The organism is Paracoccus caeni (assembly GCF_016629665.1).
In the GTDB taxonomy this organism is placed as follows: Bacteria; Pseudomonadota; Alphaproteobacteria; order Rhodobacterales; family Rhodobacteraceae; genus Paracoccus; species Paracoccus caeni.
The window spans coordinates 1-19112 of record NZ_JAEPRQ010000001.1 but is presented as its reverse complement, the minus strand read 5'-3'; the positions used below and the strand labels follow the sequence as shown (position 1 = coordinate 19112).

Annotated in this window: 16 protein-coding genes and 1 pseudogene; 3 read left to right on the top strand and 14 right to left on the bottom strand. The window is 60.4% G+C overall.

Annotated elements, in window-relative coordinates; all coding sequences use genetic code 11:
- Positions 1 to 309: 309 nt before the first annotated feature.
- From JJJ17_RS00085 to JJJ17_RS00055, 7 genes are all read right to left on the bottom strand, one after another.
- Positions 310 to 1251 (bottom strand): siderophore ABC transporter substrate-binding protein, encoded by a 942-nt coding sequence (locus tag JJJ17_RS00085; RefSeq protein WP_200682894.1) that lies wholly within the window; start codon positions 1249 to 1251, stop codon positions 310 to 312.
- Positions 1248 to 2021 (bottom strand): iron ABC transporter ATP-binding protein, encoded by a 774-nt coding sequence (locus JJJ17_RS00080; RefSeq protein WP_200682893.1) that lies wholly within the window; start codon positions 2019 to 2021, stop codon positions 1248 to 1250. The genes JJJ17_RS00085 and JJJ17_RS00080 overlap by 4 nt, the downstream gene beginning before the upstream one ends.
- Positions 2018 to 2956 carry an iron chelate uptake ABC transporter family permease subunit gene (locus JJJ17_RS00075; RefSeq protein ID WP_200682891.1) on the bottom strand — a complete coding sequence of 313 codons (939 nt, stop codon included), beginning with the start codon at positions 2954 to 2956 and terminating at the stop codon, positions 2018 to 2020. Before JJJ17_RS00075 ends, JJJ17_RS00080 begins: the two co-directional genes overlap by 4 nt.
- Positions 2956 to 3900 (bottom strand): ABC transporter permease, encoded by a 945-nt coding sequence (locus tag JJJ17_RS00070; RefSeq protein ID WP_325168733.1) that lies wholly within the window; start codon positions 3898 to 3900, stop codon positions 2956 to 2958. The genes JJJ17_RS00075 and JJJ17_RS00070 overlap by 1 nt, the downstream gene beginning before the upstream one ends.
- Entirely contained in the window at positions 3897 to 5561 is a 1665-nt protein-coding gene (locus JJJ17_RS00065) for an ABC transporter ATP-binding protein (RefSeq protein ID WP_200682890.1), read from the bottom strand. Before JJJ17_RS00065 ends, JJJ17_RS00070 begins: the two co-directional genes overlap by 4 nt.
- Complete coding sequence (locus JJJ17_RS00060) at positions 5558 to 7327, bottom strand: ABC transporter ATP-binding protein (protein WP_200682889.1); 1770 nt, start codon at positions 7325 to 7327, stop codon at positions 5558 to 5560. The genes JJJ17_RS00065 and JJJ17_RS00060 overlap by 4 nt, the downstream gene beginning before the upstream one ends.
- Positions 7328 to 7409: 82 nt before the next feature.
- A complete protein-coding gene (locus JJJ17_RS00055; RefSeq protein WP_325168732.1) occupies positions 7410 to 9587 on the bottom strand; it encodes a TonB-dependent receptor in 2178 nt (725 codons plus the stop codon).
- Between the two features lie 256 nt (positions 9588 to 9843).
- Here JJJ17_RS00055 and JJJ17_RS00050 point away from each other — a divergent pair, with 256 nt between their 5' ends.
- A complete protein-coding gene (locus JJJ17_RS00050; RefSeq protein WP_200682887.1) occupies positions 9844 to 10497 on the top strand; it encodes a TetR/AcrR family transcriptional regulator in 654 nt (217 codons plus the stop codon).
- 236 nt (positions 10498 to 10733) lie between these two features.
- Here JJJ17_RS00050 and JJJ17_RS00045 read toward each other — a convergent pair whose 3' ends face one another.
- Genes JJJ17_RS00045 through glpD form a run of 7 tightly spaced genes read right to left on the bottom strand, consistent with a single transcriptional unit; the run spans position 10734 to position 18335 of the window.
- Positions 10734 to 12443, bottom strand: coding sequence for an ABC transporter substrate-binding protein (locus JJJ17_RS00045; protein ID WP_200682886.1), 1710 nt, complete (start codon positions 12441 to 12443; stop codon positions 10734 to 10736).
- Positions 12444 to 12487: 44 nt separating this feature from the next.
- Positions 12488 to 12760, bottom strand: coding sequence for a DUF2160 domain-containing protein (locus JJJ17_RS00040; protein ID WP_200684680.1), 273 nt, complete (start codon positions 12758 to 12760; stop codon positions 12488 to 12490).
- A 19-nt stretch (positions 12761 to 12779) separates the two neighbouring features.
- Entirely contained in the window at positions 12780 to 13631 is an 852-nt protein-coding gene (locus JJJ17_RS00035) for a carbohydrate ABC transporter permease (RefSeq protein ID WP_200682885.1), read from the bottom strand.
- Entirely contained in the window at positions 13628 to 14503 is an 876-nt protein-coding gene (locus JJJ17_RS00030) for a carbohydrate ABC transporter permease (RefSeq protein ID WP_200682884.1), read from the bottom strand. Before JJJ17_RS00030 ends, JJJ17_RS00035 begins: the two co-directional genes overlap by 4 nt.
- Positions 14503 to 15594: an ABC transporter ATP-binding protein gene (locus JJJ17_RS00025; protein WP_200682883.1), complete on the bottom strand. Its 1092-nt coding sequence runs from the start codon at positions 15592 to 15594 to the stop codon at positions 14503 to 14505. The genes JJJ17_RS00030 and JJJ17_RS00025 overlap by 1 nt, the downstream gene beginning before the upstream one ends.
- A gap of 19 nt (positions 15595 to 15613) precedes the next feature.
- Entirely contained in the window at positions 15614 to 16711 is a 1098-nt protein-coding gene (locus JJJ17_RS00020; protein WP_200682881.1) for an ABC transporter ATP-binding protein, read from the bottom strand.
- 13 nt (positions 16712 to 16724) lie between these two features.
- Complete coding sequence (glpD, locus tag JJJ17_RS00015; protein WP_200682880.1) at positions 16725 to 18335, bottom strand: glycerol-3-phosphate dehydrogenase; 1611 nt, start codon at positions 18333 to 18335, stop codon at positions 16725 to 16727.
- A gap of 308 nt (positions 18336 to 18643) precedes the next feature.
- Here glpD and JJJ17_RS00010 point away from each other — a divergent pair, with 308 nt between their 5' ends.
- Positions 18644 to 19033, top strand: a complete 390-nt coding sequence (locus JJJ17_RS00010) for a hypothetical protein (RefSeq protein WP_200682879.1) — start codon at positions 18644 to 18646, stop codon at positions 19031 to 19033.
- Positions 18999 to 19112 (top strand): annotated as a pseudogene (locus JJJ17_RS00005) (IS5/IS1182 family transposase); the annotation flags it as partial. The gene JJJ17_RS00010 and the pseudogene JJJ17_RS00005, both read left to right, overlap by 35 nt.

Here is a 19112-nt window from a genome sequence, read left to right as displayed (position 1 = left end):
TGATATGGCGCTCACCACACGCAGAAGACGTGTTAATGCGAAATTTTATCAAACTGTTACAATGCGATAACGTGATTCTGAGTATGCCCCGGAAATCACGTCTTAGAAGAAAATATTTCCCGCGCTCATGGCGTGGGCAATTTCTTGCCGATCGGACAATTGCTCAGATCCACTCACACTGCCGATAAAGGAGGTAAAGAGGCCCCAAACCCGCATTTGCGAGGTCGTGTTGTGGCGCGCGGAATATGCGGCCTCTTGCCAATGCAGCTTCGCGATCTGGCCCGTAAACAACCCCGTCAGGATGCTGTATCAATCGCTATAAGCCTCACCCACCTCTTCCATGACGATCTCCAGCGGGGTGATGCTGGCTGCGGTCACATACCAGGCCTCGGGATCGACGAGGATCACCTTCCCGTTCTGCCAGGCGCGGGTTTCGCGCAGCAATGGGTTTTCCAGCGACGCCACGTCGATCACATCGCGCCGCTCCATCACCGCCGTGCGATCAATCACGAAAATCATGTCGGGGTTGGTGGCCTGAATGAACTCGCTGGTGACGGGCTGACCATGCAGCGCGCTGTCACCTTCGGGATTGGCGGGCTTCACCCCGAATGCGTCAAAAACGAAGCCATAGCGCGAAGCCGTGCCGAATGCGCTAAAGGCGCCATTGTTATGCATGACAATCAGCGCGCGTTCCGGCCTGTCCTTCGTCAGAGCCTGCACGTCCGCGAGTTTCCGGTCGAACTCTGCCAAAACCTGCTGCGCGCGGTCTTCTTTTCCGAATATCTGCGCCAGTAACAGAAAATGGTCGCGAACAATGCCGATATGATCGGCGCTGCTGTCGCGATAATCGACGTCGAAATGGATCACCGGGGCAAAGCGCGACATTTCGGCATAATGCTCGGCCTGAAGCGATGTGATCAATATCAGGTCCGGGCGCAGTGCGTGGACCTTTTCGATGTTCGGCTTGACGATGAATCCCAGATCGGCAACGGCAGCGTCGTCACGGTATTTCTCAAGGAAATGTGGCACGAAATCCTTGGGGGCCCCGGCGACCGGCACGCCAAGACGGTCAAGGAAGTCGAGCTCGTTCATGTCAAGCGCAGCGACGGTCAAGGGACGCTGCCCGATCACTGTTTCGCCCAGCGAATGTGTCACGGTAATCGGCGCGAAATCATCGGCCCTGGCCGGAATAGCGGCGGTCAGCGTGGTCAGAACCAACGCGAATGCCATCAGCCTTTGAAGCCTGATCATTCTGTCTCTCCTTTGGTGAAATAGTCACAAAGCCGACCTGTTGGCCGGTTCAGGATTTCGCAGCGCTGATCGAACAGATCACTCAGCCGCGACGGGGTCGCGAGCTCATCGACAGTGCCCGCCGAATGCACCCGCCCCCCCTTCAGCGCCAGAATTCGGTCGGCAAAGTTGATCGCGAAATTGATGTCATGGATGACCAGAACGACCGTCCGGCCAGTCCCGTCGCACAGTTCGCGCAGCGCCGACATGATTTGCACGCCATGATGAATATCGAGATTGTTGAGCGGCTCATCGAGCAACAAGCAGGGCGTCTCCTGTGCGATGGTCATGGCAAGGAATGCCATCTGACGTTGACCGCCGCTAAGTTCGTCGATCCGGGCGTGGCGCATCTGGTCCAGCGACAGGAACGAGATCGCATGATCCACCGCGCGGCGATCATCTGCTGTCAGTCGGCCCCTGCTATAGGGAAAGCGCCCGAAGCTGACCAAATCTTCAACCGTCAGCCGCAGATCCAGCGCGGGCATCTGGCGCAGCGTCGCGACCTGCCGTGCATAATCGGCAATCGGAATCTGCACGATGTCGCGGCCGCTCAGGGTGATGGTGCCTGCGCCCGGAGCCAACAGGCGGGCGATCAGCATCAGCAACGTGGACTTGCCCGCCCCATTCGGGCCGATCAGCGCCGTCAGTTGCCCGGCCGGAAATTCGGCGCTGACATCGGACAGAACCTGCCGGGAACCATAGCTTTTGCAAAGGCCGTCAACGGCGATCATCCTTGCCTCCCGGATCGCAGCATCAGTGCCAGAAACCAGACGCCGCAGGTCAGATTGATAAGGATCCCGACTGTGGTTCTGGAATCGAAGACCTGCTCGACCATGATCTGCGCAATCAGGAACATCGCGATGGCAATGGCCGCGCCAATCGGTAGCAGCCTGCGATGTCTGGCATCCGGTGCAAGCAGATAGGCAACATTGGCCACGAAGATGCCCATGAAGGCACTTGGCCCGATCAGGCTGGTCGAGACCGCCACCAGAACCGAGATCAGCGCCAGCAGAAATCGCACCATCGCTCGGTGATCAACGCCCAGTGAAATCGCCTGATCGCGGCCAAGGGCCAGCACGTCCAGCACTCTCAGACTGCGCCACCCTGCAGCGATCACCAGCGCCAGCAGCGCCGCCGACCAGACAAGCCGGACAGAATCGACCCGGTCGAAAGACATCTGCGCGAAGCTTTGGAAAACCGCGAACTCTCCGGGACTGATGCGCAGTTGCACAAACTGGGTGAAGGTCGTGATCACCATGGTCAGCACCAGTCCGACCAGCAGCAGAAGCCAGACATTGTTTCGCCCGTCCCGAAACAGCCAGCGATGCAAGGCCAGCGACCACGCCAGCATGATCATAATCGAGGTGATAAAATTGCCGTTCGTGCCCATCAATCGCAGACTGGCGGTGCCAAGTGACAGGATCATCAGCGACTGCCACATCAGATAGACCGCCTCATATCCCATGATCGACGGTGTCAGGATGCGATTGCCGGTCAGGGTCTGGAAGGTGATCGAAGAGAACGCCACCGCGATGCCGCAGATCACCATTGCGGCAAGCCTGCCGAGCCGTCTGGGGATCACGTAGTCCATATCGAGGCCCGACCCCGGCAACACGTAAAGCGCCGCCAGCGCCAGAAGGCCCGTCAGGATCAGCGCCACCCTCATCAGCCGACCCTCTTCAGGATGAGCGCAAGAAAGATCAGCCCACCGATCCCGCCGACCGTCATCCCGATCGGCACTTCATAAGGCCGGATCACCAGTCGGCCCAGAATGTCGCAGACCAGAAGCAGAACCGCCCCGCCGAACCCGACCAACGGCAGGGTCCGTGAAAGGTTGTCGCCCTTCCACAGCGTGACGAGATTCGGCACGACCAGACCCACAAACGGGATCGCACCTACGGTAATGACCGTGACCGACACCGTGGCCGATACCAGCATCAGGCTCAGCAGGACCATACCCTCCCACCGAAGGCCAAGACTGCGGGACATCTCTTGCCCCATACCCATGAGGGTGAGGCGATGCGCGAATAGGCTGGTCAGAACGACGACAGGCAGGATCAGCCAGACGATTTCGTAATTGCCCTGCACGATCTTCGAGAAATCGCCAAGCATCCAGCCCTGTATGCTTTGCAGTATGTTGCGACTGTAGCCATAAAGATCAGCCAGCGCGCCAAGCACCGCGCCATACATCAGCCCGATCACCGGAACCAGCACGACATTGCGGAGCCGGATGCGGGTAATCAGCGCAACCCAGATCAGGCTGGCGACGAAGCAGAACGCCATCGCCATGACCATCCGCGCGCCCTGCCCCTGTCCCGGCATCAGCGTCAGTGCGACAAGAATACCCAGCTTCGCCGCTTCCAACCCGCCAGTCGTTGCTGGCTCGACGAAACGGTTGCGGACCACGTGCTGCAGGATCACCCCGCAGACCGCCAGCCCGATACCCGTCAGGATCAGGGTTGCAAGGCGCGGTATACGGCTTGCCGTCAGCGTCAGCCATGCCTCTCGGTCCAGCGACCACAGCGCGGAAAGGCTCATCCGCCCGGCCCCGATAGAGATCGAGGCAAGACATAGAAAGAGAAAGGCGACAGGTAAGGCAACGCGGATCACGGCTCGCCTCGTGCGCCGCCGGAACTTCCATTCTTGATCAGCTTGCCCTGCGCCAATGTCAGGATTCGGTCGGCCATCCGCAGTGTCGCAGGTCGGTGTGCAATCACGATGATCGTGGCTTTGCCGCGCAGACCAGCCAGCGCATCGGCGATGATCGCCTCATTCTCCGCATCAAGCGCCGCCGTCGCCTCATCGACCAGCAGGATAGGGGCACGCTTGATCAGGGCGCGCGCGATGGCAACCCGCTGACGCTCGCCGCCCGATAGCAGGCTGCCCGCCCCCCCCACCTCGGCCTCAAGTCCGTCAGGCAGGCGGGCGATGATCTCATCCATCCCGGCAAGCCGGATCGCCTCGGCCAATTCCGCGTCGCTGGCCCGGGCCCGGCCAAGCAGGATATTCTCGCGGATCGTGCCGGAAAACAGCCAGCTTTCTTGAAAAACCTGGCTGATACTGGCTGTCAGATCACGGGCACCGATACAGCGCAGATCGATTCCACCAATGGCGATGCAGCCATCTTCGGGGTCAAGAAACCGCGCAACCAGCCGCAATATCGTCGTCTTCCCTGACCCCGAGGCACCGACAAGCGCAACCATCTCGCCCGGAGCGATACGGAACGAGACATCATCCAGAACCGCAAGGGCGCCGGGGCTGTAACGGAAGGTCACATTCCGCAGTTCAACCGTGCTGTCTGCGGGTAACTGTGGCCGATCTGGTTCCGGCAAGGGCGTGGCAGACAGGATCGCGTCAATCGCATCAAGTTGGCCGCGCGCACCATGTAACGCCCCGGCATAGGCTGCGACTTCCAACAGCGGCTCGACGAAGCGACTGGCCAGCAACAACGACACGACCGCCGCGATAATCGTTTGGGACGATGCACCTGGCGCCAGTTTTTGCAAACCAATGATCAGCAGCCCGGCAAACACCGTCTGCACCAGCCAGCCGTTCATTATCCCCGACAGAAGCGACAACCGGATCAGCCGGCCCCCCGTCTTCTGCTGGAACGCGACCGCCTGATCCAGAAAATCCGTGCCGCCGCCAAATGCCCGCATGACGGCCTGATCGTGCGCAAACTCGACCGCTCGGGCGCTGGTTTCCGCTGCGCTTTGATGCCACACGGCATCTGCAGATGCGCCTAGACGCGCCGCAAGACCAAAGACCACCGCCATAATCGGCAAGGCCACCAGCGCCAACAGGCCCATTCGCCAGTCTAGTGCAAGCAAGGCCAATGACACCGTGACCGGCACCACCATCCCCGACAGAACCGGGGTAAAGACATGCGCCGGAAGCTGCGCCACCTCCATCACGCCATCTGTAATGACGTGGCTTAAGCGGGCGGTGTTATCGGGCGTGAACCAGCCTGCTGGCAGCGACGAGACGTGATTGCCGATCCGCGCGCGACCCCGGCCAAGCACCGCAATGCCAACATCGACACCGGCCATCTCGACGCGCCTGCGCCACAGCCAGCAGATCAATACTCCGATCAGCATCGCGCAAAGCCATGGCAGTGCCGCGCGAATGTCCCCGTGTAGAAGGCGGGTCAGCACCGGCGCGATTGCCGCGATGGTCAGCCCGTTCAATACCCCAGAGACCAGCGCCAGCCAGATATAACGCCGCAGAACCGTGTGATCGGGGCCCAGAAGATGCGTAAGACCTCGGATCATCGCCGGTCCTCTGGCGCACCGCCATAACCACCCGCAGACCAGAGCCGCGCATAAAGCCCGCCCGCCGCTAACAGCATCTGGTGGCAGCCATCCTCGACAATGCGCCCCTGATCCATGACGATAATCCGGTCCGCTGCAAAAATGGTATCAAGCCGATGCGCGATCGTCAGAACGGTGCGGCCCTGCGCGAACCGCGCCAGCGTCGCCTGCACCAATGCTTCGTTTTCAAGATCGATGGCCGAAGTTGCCTCGTCCATCACCAGCACCGGCGCATCCAACAGCACCGCGCGAGCGATGCTGACACGCTGCGCCTCGCCCCCCGACAGCCGCGTGTCATCACCGACAACCGTGTCATATCCGTTCGGCAGCGCCATGATCCGGTCATGGATAGCTGCGGCGCGCGCCGCCGCCTCGACCTCGGCGCGGCTCGCCGTCATACGGCCAAGCGCGATATTGTCGTGCAGACTGGCACGGATCAGCCGGACATCCTGAAGGACAAAGCCGATATGGCGGTATAGTTCGGCGTTTCCGATCTGGCGCAGGTCGGCGTCGCCCAATGTGATCTGGCCCCGCGATGGATCGTCAAAGCGCAGCAGCAGCCGCCCCAGTGTCGATTTGCCAGCGCCGGACGGGCCGACCAGCGCGGTGACGCTGCCCTCTTCCAGCGTCAGATCGATATCCGACAGGACGGTATGGCCACCGTCTTGCACATGGCTGACCCCGTGAAAGCTGATCTTATAGCCGCGTGGCTTTCGCTGCGCCTCGGGCGACGGCTCGGGCAGAGGAGGCGTGGCCAGAACGGCGCAGATCCGTTCCGCTGCCCCCGTGGCGTTGGCGACAGCGTGACCAAGAAAGCCGAAAAGCATCAGCGGGGCAGAGATGCCCGGCGCGATCAACAGAAAGGCCGGCAAAACCGCAGGTTTAATGACCCCAGCCGCGATGAAAACCGTGCCAACACCCAATGTCACGCCCAGCACCGTCACGGGCGCGATCACGGCGTTTGCATTCGCCATCGGCGCGATCAGCGGGCGGGTAAATCCCAGAAAAGCGGTCGCGAAATCGCTCACAGCGGCATGATAGCGATCCGAGGCCCGGCCTGTCTCGCCAAAGGTCTTCAGCACAGGCAGGCCCTGAAGGAATTCCACCACCGCATTATTGATCCGCGCCTGCCCGTCGATGAAAGCCTGCATGCGTTCGGCACTGATGGATCGCTTTGCTGCACCAAAGATCAGGTAGAACAGCGGAAATGGCAGCAAGGCTGGCAATGCCAATCGCCAGTCGATCCAGAACAGAAACAAGACCGATGCCATCATTGCACCGATACAGCGCGCCCTGGTCGTATAGTAATGCGCGCTCAGGCCGTGCAGCGCGGCGATATCGTCCTGCAGAAACTGCTTGATCTCGCCGGATTCGTGGCGACCGAACCAGCCCAGCGGCAGGCGGGACAGATGGTCGGCAAGTTGAAGCCTCAGGCCTGTTGTCAGCCGGTTATCTGCCAGATGCGCCAGAAACTCAGACAGCGTCATCAGTGCAAGTCCAAGGCCAAGCCAAAGCAGGCAGAATACGACCAGCGGCGCGACCGGCACCATGCCCCCGTTCAGCGCAAGCTGAGCCGCATGACCAATCCCGGCCAGCGGGATCAGCGTCAGGCCCTGCCCGGCCCCGGCCAGCACCATTGCCAGCCAAAGCCGTGCACGGATCGGCCGCAGCAATAGCCGGACCGGAGATAACGGGGCGGTCAAGACGGAGGCTGTATCGTGACTCATTGCCAATGGTCCACCGGGCGGAGGTGTGGCGGCAGCGAATAAGCCGCTGTCACCGTTTCAGATGGTAAGGAAAAAGGTCGGATCAGAAGTCCATCGACGCCGACAGCAATAACGTGCGTGGCGCACCATAGCCGCCCGACAGATTGCCTCCGACCCAGTAGGCTTCATCCGTCACGTTCTGAACCGAGGCCCGCAGAGACAAAGGATTGCCGCTGATCTGGGTCTCATAGCGCGCACCAAGATCAAGAACGGTATAGGAGGGCAGCGACAGGCTGTTGTCGTTGTTCGCATAGCGCTTGCCGATATGATTCAGGTTGCCGGTCAGGGTCAGGCCGGGCAGCGAGGGCAGATCATATTCCAGACCAAGCTTTGCCATGAAGGCCGGGGTGCCCGCCGCCGTCTTGCCGTCATTCGCAGGATCGCTGGCGCTGGTGACCTTGGCATCGATATAGGATGCACCGCCAAGCAGACGCAGCCCGGGCTGGATTTCACCGAAGACATTGGCCTCGACACCCCGATTACGCTGCTCTCCATAAACGCCGTAAACCATGCTGACCGGGTCCAGATAGGCGCTTGGCTTTTCGATCTGGAACAATGCCAGCGTCGTGGTGAAACCGCCCAAATCCCATTTGCCGCCGATCTCGACCTGTTTGGTCTGATAGGGCGCCAGCACCTGACCGGCATTCACCGCCGTCACCGGTGCTGCCTGCCCCGCGCTGAGCCCTTCGATATAATTTCCATAGAAAGACAGGTTCTCGGCGGCCTTGTAAACGACGGCGAAGGCGGGCGAAGTCCGGCTGGAATCATAGGTTGATGCAGCGCTCCGAACGCCCGCCGGATCAATCAACACGTTGCGGCTTTCGATCTTCTGATGGCGCAGCCCGAAGGTCAGTTGCAGCCTGTCCTGCAGAACGCTGATCGTGTCGCCCACGCCGATGCTGGTCAGCTTCTGCCCAATGATCTGGGTGGGGCCGCCCGCGTCATAGTTCGTCAGATCCGGGGCAAGTCCCCAATCCGGATCGGCGATATTCGTATCCGAGGTGACACCAAGACGCGCATCCTTGAAGGTATTCGTCGAACGGTAGTGGGTCGCGGTGATAGTCCAGTCATGGTCAGCGCCGCCGGTGGAAAAGTTGCCACGCAGCCCGACCTCACCCGATTCCTGCGTTCCCTGGCGTTTCGAGCGGATGCCACTGACCAGAAGATCGCCATCGTTGTTGGCGATCATGCTCGAGGTGACCAATGCGTCATAACCGCCGGTCTTGCGACCAAAGCTTGCCCAGGCGGTCACCGCATCCGTCAGATCGATCTCGCTGCGCAGCACAAATGTCTCGGTCTCATTGGTGTTATAGGACCACGGCGCGGCAAGCGGGTTTTCCCCATTGCGTGCCGCCGGCAGCACGGTCACATCGGGCCCTAAGGAAACACCGAAGTAATTGACCCCGTTCATGTCCTCGCGCAGCTTGTAGTAGTCAAGGAAGACCCGCGCCCGGTCACCCCGCCAATCGAGCGCGACAGCACCCATATCGACGCCATGCTTTTCACCGTCGGTTGCCGTATCGCCATCGCGCGAGACCGCGTTGACCCGCAAGCCCCATTCCTTATCGGCGCCGAACCGGCGACCGATATCGGCATGAACGCCCAGCAGGCTATCTGCGGCATAGGTCGTGGTCAGCCGGGTCAAAGGCTGATCCGCCGCCCGTTTCGGCACCAGCGCCACCGCGCCACCGACGCTCCCCCCCGGAGGCATACCGTAGAGGAAGGTCGATGGCCCCTTCAGCACCTCGACCCGTTCGGCAAATTCCGTCGTCCCGCGCATGTTGGGTGCCATGCCGATCAGCCCGGCGAACAACAGGTCATCGGCTGAGCTGGAAAAGCCACGGATCGTGTAGGTCTCAAAAATATTGCGCTTGTTCGGAACAAAGACCGAAGGATCGGTCGCGCCGATGACCGCACCGATATCCTGCGCCTCGCGATTCTGGATATGGCTCTCGGTATAGGCGACCGTGCTGTAGGGCGTGTCCATAATGTCCTTGTTGCCCAACAGGCCGACACCGCTTCCGGTGGCAACCTGCCCGCCCGAATATTCCGCAGGGAGCTGACCCGCCGCGCTGAGAACAATTGTATCCAGCACGACAGCCTCCGTCGTGGCGGGACTTTTCGCCGCTTCTGCATCGGCATTCTGCGCCAGTGCAGGGCCGGGCGAAGCCGCGGCACAAGCAATGCCAAAGAACATCGTGGACAGAAGAAGCCGTCTCACAGCAAGCCGCCGCGGGAATGATCCGGGGGCCCGGATCTGGTCAAAAACGCTCATGGTCAGTGTCCCTGCACTATTTAGTTGCATGATACTAAACTAAATATAGTTGCATGCCGATAAACTAATCGACAGAAACAGTCAACTTCTGTCGCTGGCTCGTGACAACAGGCCGGATTTGTTAGAAAAAGAGACGCTTATTTCATGACCAACCAACAACGCCGCAGCGCGTAAGCCGCAGCCAGAGCGCGAAAGAAAGCCAGTGATTCCAGACAAGAATGCGCCTCCGCGCGGTCGCCCCCCCACCATCACGCGCGAACGGATTGCCGATGCGGGCATCAAGATCGGCCTGCCTGATCTAACCGTTATCGGCGTGGCAGCACATCTTGGGGTCAGCCATATGGGGCTTTACAAGCATATCTCTGGGCTCGATGAGCTTCGACAGATCGTGGCAGAAGCGATATTTCTGCGCTGGCAGTTTCCGCCGCCGATCAAGGCCGCAGATGGGTCGCTTGAAAGCTATCTCACGACCTTTGCCGAATCGATCTGGAGCCTTGTCGAGGCTCATCCCGGCGTCGCACCCTATCTGCTGCGTGGCGACATGATCACAAGGGCGATGATCGATAAGATTGTGGCGCATCAGGAGGAAATGACCCGCATCTGCGGCATCACCTTCGCGCAGTCGCGTTGGCTGTTGTTGACGATTGCGTTTCACTGTGTCGCGGTGGCGGATACGGTGTTGCCCAAGATCGATATGGACTGCAACCAAGACTTGGACCGCCCCGACGGAGCAAGCGCGATTCACGCGGAACATCGAAATGGCATCCGCGCGCTGATCGTTGGCTCACTGGCTATTCTGGACGAAATCACCACCATTCCTTACCCGGTCGAGGCCACGATGAGATACGAAAGCTGACGGTGGGAATGAGGGATAATAACTCGCGACGGATCTGAGGGAATGACATCCGATCAGCTCAGCATTTGCACCTGTCACAGCAGGGATCCATCTTAGAAATCCGGCATGAAAACGGACGCATGTAAGCGGATCGAACACACCAAGCTGCGCGACGCAGAACCAATGCCGGGATACGGTCCACCCGCAACGGAACATAGACGAGGGCGCGTGTGGACGCGCCCCCGAAATCGACAGGCTTATTCCTGCCAGCGCTTGATCAGCTCTTCATAGGCGATCGTGACCGGAGTGGGCTTTTCATTCTCCAGCTTCGGTTTCGGTGCGCCCGGTTGGTCGAACCAGTATTGCGGATCCTGCGGCTCGTTCAGGACCGGGCCAAGATCGCCTTGCACGCCGGAACGCTCAAGCCGGTCCAGCACCGCTTCCTGCTGTTCGCAAAGCGCATCCAGCGCCTCTTGCGCGGTCTTCGCACCCGACGAGGCATCGCCGATATTCTGCCACCAAAGCTGCGCCAGACGCGGATAATCGGGCACGTTCAGCCCGGTATCCGACCAGCGGGTACGATCGGGCGAACGGTAGAACTCAACCAAGCCGCCCAGTCTCGGTGCCCGCTCGGTGAAGCTTTCGTGCCGGACCGAGCTGTCGCGCACGAAGGTCAGGCCGACATGCGATTTCTTGGTATCGACGGTTTTCGACACGATGAACTGCGCGTAAAGCCAGGCCGCCTGCGCCCGGTCCACCGGGGTCGAGGTCATCAGCGTGGCCGAACCCACGTCCTGATAGCCGACCTTCATCCCCTCTTCCCAATAGGCGCCATAGGGCGACGGGGCCATGCGCCATTTCGGGGTGCCGTCTTCATTCATGACCGGCAAGCCCTCTTTGACCATGTCGGCGGTGAAGGCGGTGTACCAGAACATCTGCTGGGCGATATTGCCCTGCGCCGGGACCGGACCGGCCTCGCCGAAGGTCATGCCGGCAGCGGCGGGCGGGGTGTAGTTTTGCAGCCAGTCGATATATTTCTGGATCGCATAGACGGCAGCCGGGCCATTGGTATCGCCACCGCGCGCCACACAGGAACCCACGGGCTGATAGTTTTCGTTGACGCGGATGCCCCATTCATCGACCGGGAAGCCGTTCGGCTCACCCTTGTCGCCAGCCCCGGCCATCGACAGCCAGGCATCGGTGAAGCGCCAGCCAAGGCTGGGGTCTTTCTTGCCATAGTCCATGTTGCCATAGACCTGCACGCCGTCGATGGTCTTGCCGGTGAAGAACTTGGCGATGTCCTCATAGGCCGACCAGTTGACCGGCACACCAAGGTCATAGCCGTATTCGGCCTTGAATTCGGCCATGATCTCGGGATCGGTGAACCAGTCGTGGCGGAACCAGTAAAGGTTGGCGAATTGCTGAACCGGAAGCTGGTAAAGCTTGCCATCGGGCGCCGTCGTTGAGGCAAGCCCGATGAAATCGTCCAGATCAAGGTTCGGGTTGGTGACAGACGCGCCCTCGCCCGCCATCCAGTCGGTCATGTTGCGGACCTGCTGATAGCGCCAATGCGTCCCGATCAGGTCGGCATCGTTGATATACATGTCATAGACGTTTTCGCCGGTCTGCATCTGGGTTTGCAGCTTCTCGACGACATCGCCTTCCCCAATCAGGTCGTGGGTGATCTTGATGCCGGTGATCGCGGTGAAGGCCGGGGCCAGCACCTTGCTTTCATATTCATGCGTGGTGATCGTTTCCGACACGATCTTGATTTCCATCCCCTGGAAAGGCTGGGCCGCGTCGATGAACCATTGCATCTCGGCTTCCTGCTCTTCGCGGGTCAGCACCGAAACGTCGCCGATCTCGGCGTCAAGGAACGCTTTCGCAGCGTCCATATCAGCCCAGACCGGTCCCGAAGTCAGCGCCAGCGCCAAGGCGATGGCCGTTGAAGTATGTCGCAGTTTCATGTCTCTCCTCCCTGAAAGAACATTGTGACTGTTTATGTCTCCCGTCACACCCACCGGAACACGGCGGCTGCATAGACGAGGCAGAGGATCAGCCCCCCCCAAAGAGGGGCGCCGAAGGCGGCAAGCCATGCAAGGCAGATAAAGGCAGAGCCAAGCAGGCTGATGAACAGGCGGTCACCGCGTGTCGTCTCGATCCGCAACACGCCGACGCGCGGCGTTTCCGGGTAGCGGATCGCAAGGATCGTCATCAGGATCAGCAACGCGGCGATCACCAGAAAGAAGATCGCGGTCGGCATGGTCCATGCCATCCATGTCAGGTTCATGGCATAACCCCCTTTACACGCGGCCCAGGGCAAAGCCCTTGGCGATGTAGTTGCGGACGAAATAGATCACCAAGGCCCCCGGCACGATGGTCAGCACCCCGGCCGCCGCCAGCACGCCCCAGTCCATCCCCGAGGCCGACACCGTGCGGGTCATGGTCGCGGCGATGGGCTTGGCGTTCACGCTGGTCAGGGTGCGCGACAGCAGCAGTTCCACCCATGAGAACATGAAGCAGAAGAAGGCCGCGACCCCGATGCCGGATGCGATCAGCGGCATGAAGATCTTCACGAAGAAGCGCGGGAAGGAATAGCCGTCGATATAGGCGGTCTCGTCGATTTCCTTCGGCACGCCGCGCATAAACCCCTCAAGGATCCACACCGCCAGCGGCACGTTGAACAGGCAATGCGCCAGCGCCACCGCGATATGCGTATCGAACAGCCCGACCGAGGAATAAAGCTGGAAGAACGGCAGCGCAAAGACCGCGGGCGGTGCCATGCGGTTGGTCAGCAGCCAGAAGAACAGGTGCTTGTCGCCCAAAAACCGATAGCGCGAGAAGGCATAGGCCGCAGGCAGCGCCACACTGATCGAGATGACCGTGTTCATCACCACATAGATCAGCGAGTTGACATAGCCCATATACCAGCTTGGGTCGGTCAGGATGGTCCGGTAATTGGCGAAGGTCAGGTCGCGCGGCCAGAGCGTGAAGGTCGAGGTGATCTCGGTATTGGTCTTCAGGCTCATGTTAACAAGCCAGTAGATCGGCAGCATCAGGAACAGGATATAAAGTCCCATGACAACCGCGCTGCCATTGACGCGCGGCAGGGCACGGCTGCGTTTGGCGGGAAGGGACAGGGTTGCGTCGCTCATTGCATCTCCTCCCGTTTGTCCAGATTGGTCATAACGGTGTAGAACACCCATGAAATCAGCATGATGACCAGGAAGTACATGATCGAAAACGCGGCGGCAGGCCCAAGATCGAACTGTCCGATCGCCATTTTCACCAGATCGATCGACAGGAAGGTGGTGGCATTGCCCGGCCCGCCTCCGGTGACGACGAAGGGTTCGGTATAGATCATGAAGCTGTCCATGAAGCGCAACAGGATCGCAATCAGCAGCACCCCCTGCATCTTCGGCAGCTCGATATAGCGGAACACCTTCCAGCGGCTGGCCTGATCGATCTTGGCAGCCTGATAATAGGCGTCCGGGATCGATTGCAGCCCGGCATAGCATAAAAGCGCGACAAGCGAGGTCCAGTGCCAGACATCCATGACGATCACCGTCACCCAGGCGTCAATGGCGTTGGCGGTGTAATTGTAGTTGATGCCCAGCTTGTCCAGCGTATAGCCCAGCAGCCCGATATCGACCCGCCCGAAGATCTGCCAGATCGTGCCGACCACGTTCCACGGGATCAGCAGCGGCAACGCCATCAGCACCAGACAAAGTGACGCCCAGAAGCCCCGTTTCGGCATGTTCAGCGCCACGAAGATGCCCAGCGGCACCTGAATCGCCAGAATGATGACCGAAAATAGGATCTGCCGCAGCAGCGCATCATGCAGCCGTGACGAGGACAGTGCCTGTTCAAACCATTCCAGCCCGGCCCAGAAGAAGACGTTATTGCCGAACGTATCCTGAACCGAATAGTTTACCACGGTCATCAGCGGGATCACCGCCGAAAAGGCCACCAGCACCAGCACCGGCAGGACCAGAAACCACGCCTTGTTGTTGACGGGTTTATCCATCACGCAGCCTCCCCCAATTGTCCGGCGGGCGCCACGCGCCAATCGTCGGCATAGACGCTGATCCGTTCGGGGCGGAAGGTCACGCGGGTCATATCCGCGCCGATCTCGGCTCCTTCATCAGCGATGATGTTGATTTCGCGGCCAAAGAACTCGGCCCGGACGATCTTGTGGCGGCCCACATCCTCGACCCGGCGCAGCTTGACCGGCAGGCCCTCGCTCGCGCTCAGCCGCACGAATTCCGGGCGAATGCCGATCTGGGTGCGACCGGAAACCGGCCCGTAGCCCGCGCCCAGCGGGACCACGCTGCCTTCGATATGGGCAACGTTCCCCTCGATCCGCGCGTCAAGCAGGTTCATGCCGGGCGAGCCGATGAAATAGCCGACGAAGGTATGGGCCGGGGTCTCGAACAATTCCTGCGCGGTGCCGATCTGGACCACGCGGCCATCATACATGACCACGACTTTCTCGGCGAAGGTCAGCGCCTCGGTCTGGTCATGGGTGACATAGATCATGGTATGGTTGAATTCGCGATGCAGCGATTTCAACTGGGTGCGAAGCTCCCATTTCATATGCGGATCGATCACCGTCAGCGGCTCATCGAACAGGATCGCATTCACATCCTGCCGGACCATGCCACGGCCAAGGCTGATCTTCTGCTTGGCGTCGGCGGTCAGCCCGCGCGCCTTGCGATCTAGCACCGCCTCCATCCCGATCATCTGGGCGATGGCCTGCACGCGCTGGCGGATATAATCGGCATCCATACCGCGATTGCGCAGCGGAAAGGCCAGATTGTCGCGCACGGTCATGGTGTCGTAAACCACCGGGAACTGGAACACCTGCGCGATGTTACGCTCTGCCGTCGGCGCGTCGGTCACGTCGCGGTCGCCGAACAACACCCGCCCCTGACTGGGTCTGAGCAGCCCCGAGATGATGTTGAGCAGCGTGGTCTTGCCACAGCCGGACGAGCCGAGCAGCGCATAAGACGCGCCGTCTTCCCAGACATGGTCCATTTCCTTCAGCGCGAAATCCTGCGGCCCCTTTGGTTGGGGCACATAGGAATGCGCGAGGTTGGACAGGGTAATTTTTGCCATGATCTCCCCCCTTTCGGCGTCAGGCAGCGGCTGCATAGGGGGCGGATGCCACCAATGCGCCGTCCTCGCCGAAAACATAGACAAAGGCCGGATCCAGCCGGATTGTCAGCTCATCCCCCGCCACGTAATCTTGCACCCCCGGCAGCAGGCCCACCCAACGGTCGCCGCCGTGATCCAGATGCACGAAGGTCTCGGACCCGGTGATCTCGGTGACCGCCAGTGTGCAGCGAAACTCCAGCGCGCCGCCTGCCGGCGTGCCGGGGCGGGCGATTTCGATGTGATTGGCGCGGAAACCGGCCAGATAGCGGCCATCGGGAATGCCAGCGAATGTGCCGCCCGCCGGGGCATTCTGCCCCTCACCGAACAACAGCCGCGCTCCGGCCTTGGTGACCGGCAGGAAATTCATCGGCGGGTCCGAGAATACCCGCGCCGTCGTCGCATCCTTCGGCTGGCGATAGACCAGAGGCGTCGGGCCGAATTGCGTCACCCGGCCTTCCCACAGCGTCGCGGTATTGCCGCCCAGCAGCAACGCTTCTTCCGGTTCGGTGGTGGCATAGACGAAGATCGCGCCGGAGGCCTCGAATATCTTCGGGATCTCGGTGCGCAATTCCTCGCGCAGCTTGTAGTCCAGATTGGCCAGCGGCTCATCCAGCAGCACCAGCCCGGCGCCCTTGACCAACGCACGGGCCAGCGCGCAACGCTGCTGCTGGCCGCCCGACAGTTCCAACGGCTTGCGCTGCAACAGCGGCGTCAGTTTCATCATCTCGGCGGTGGCGCGGACGGCGCTGTCGATTTCTGCCTTCGATTTGCGCTGCAACCGCAGCGGCGAGGCAATGTTGTCGTAAACGGAAATCGACGGGTAGTTGATGAATTGCTGATAGACCATCGCGACCTTGCGGTCTTGCACCCGCATACCGGTCACGTCCTTGCCGTCCCAGATGATGCGCCCAGCGGTCGGCACATCCAGCCCCGCCATCAGCCGCATCAGGCTGGTCTTGCCTGACAGGGTCGGGCCCAGCAGCACGTTCATCGTGCCCTTTTCCAGCACCAGCGACGTGGGCGCGATATGCGTGCGCGCACCGACCTCTTTGCTGACGCCGATCAGTTCCAGTGCCATCAGGGCCTCCTCCCTATTCTGCGGCGCAGCCTTCCCGACGATGCGCGGCAACGGCACCCGTCATGAAGTCGCTTAGTGTCGTCACCTGCTCCTCGGTCAGGTGTAGTCCCAGTTTCGAACGTCTCCAGACGATATCATCGGCGGTGCGCGCGAATTCCTTGGCGATCAGCCAGTTTACCTCGGCCTCGGTCAAAGTCGCGCCGAAATCGCGGCCCAGATCGGCGGTACTGGTCGCGCCGTTCAGGATCTGCCGTGAATCGATGCCATAGGTCCGCACCAATCGCCCGGCCCAGGCTGCTGCCAGGAACGGATATTCCGTCAGCAGCGCCTGTTTCAGCTTGTCGACCCCATCGACCGGGAAATCCCCTCCGGGCAGCGCCACGCCCGCCGTCCATTTGCCCGAGGCTTGCGGGAAATGCGGGGCAAGCTTGGCCAGCGCAGCCTCGGCCAGACGCCGATAGGTGGTGATCTTGCCGCCAAACACGTTCAACAGCGGCGCCTGTCCATCGGCGGCATCCAGCGTCAGCACATATTCCCGCGTCGCTGCTGTCGCCGATTTCGCGCCGTCATCATAAAGCGGCCGCACCCCGGAATAGCTCCAGACGATATCGTCCGGGGTGACCGGGTTGGCGAAATATTGCGAGGCGAAAGCGCAAAGATATTCCTTTTCGGCATCGGTGCAGGTGACATTGCCGGGATCGCCCTTGTGGTCCTGATCGGTGGTGCCGATCAGGGTAAAGTCCTGCTCATAGGGGATCGCAAAGATGATCCGCCCGTCCGAACCCTGAAAGAAATAGCAGCGGTCGTGGTCGAACAGGCGGCGGGTGACGATATGGCTGCCACGAACCAGACGCACACCCTCGGTCGAGGGGACGTGGATACGGTCACGGATGATCTCGCCGGCCCAGGGGCCGCCCGCATTGACTAGCCCACGGGCGCGGACGGTTTCGCTGCGGCCATCGTCATGGGTCATCTCGATCACCCACAACCCCGCTTCGCGATGGGCGGAGTCAACCCGGGTCCGGGTAAGGATACGAGCGCCGCGATCCGAGGCGTCACGGGCATTCAGCGCCACCAGCCGCGAATCCTGCACCCAGCAGTCTGAATACTCGAATGCCTTCATGTATTTCGGCTGCAAGACCCGCCCGGCAGGATCGGTGGTCAGATCAACCGAGGATGTCGCCGGCAGAATTTTCCGCCCGCCCAGATGGTCGTAAAGAAACAGCCCCAGCCGGATCAGCCATGCTGGGCGACGCCCCTTTAGCCACGGCATGAACAGCCCCAAAAGTCGCGAGGCCGGAGTTTCACCTTCAAACCGCATATCCGGGTGATAGGGCAGCACGAAGCGCATCGGCCATGAAATATGCGGCATGGCGCGCAGCAGGGTTTCCCGCTCGATCAGCGCTTCGCGGACCAGCCGGAATTCGAAATATTCAAGATAGCGCAGCCCGCCGTGAAACAGCTTGGTCGAGGCGGATGAGGTGGCCGAGGCCAAGTCGTTCATCTCGGCCAAAGTGACGGTCAGGCCACGGCCAACGGCATCGCGGGCAATCCCGCAACCGTTCACGCCCCCGCCAATAATGAAGAGGTCGATCACTTCCGAATCTTTCGCGTTTTGCGCCACGTTTTAATTCCTCCACGCCAATCAAGACAACCCAGTTGGTGCGAATAGTCAACGTGAATTTTCGCTAATGTTCGTTTTTGATTGATGCACTAGAGCACCCCCCGACGAACCCATGACACAAAGAAATCTGCCGACGATCAACAGCTAAAACCCAGGATTTGTGGCTTGAATATCTCTCGCCGGTCGAGATTCGTGTGTTCGCAAGTCTTCCTCTCCGCCATCGCACGCGCAGCAACCGTAACCTATTGGATATGAGTCCTGACCTAAGGTAAGACTAAAGCGATGAATTCCGCGCTTAGGTCGGGGAATTGACCATCTATGCCCAGACTTCTCTCGTTGAGGATGCAGGTGCTTCGCGCCTGACTTTCATAAAAGATTCAGCGCAAGAAACGGTTGGGAAGAACAAGTCAGTTCATGCCGGAAAACTGCTGCAGGCCAATTCAGGTGGTTCAACGCTGCTAGCCGCCGCAGACAACACCGCTGTCGAAAGCGGCAGCCGGATTGATATCGTCTGCGGCGCGAGTGCGATTCGTCTACATGCTTCGGGCAAGATAGAAATATCCGGCGTCCATATTCAACTTAACGCAGACAGGGTAGATTGTGTTGACAAAAGGGATTCCGCTGGCAGGCGTCCTATGATTCAAGCTCATCTCTACTTGGGAGATGGGCTTGGCGCGCAACCTGATATCCGACGATGAGTGGGCCTTCTTTGAGGGCTTCATTCGTGGCGTCCGACACCCGAATGGCCGCAAGCCTGCGGATCATTGTATTGTTCTG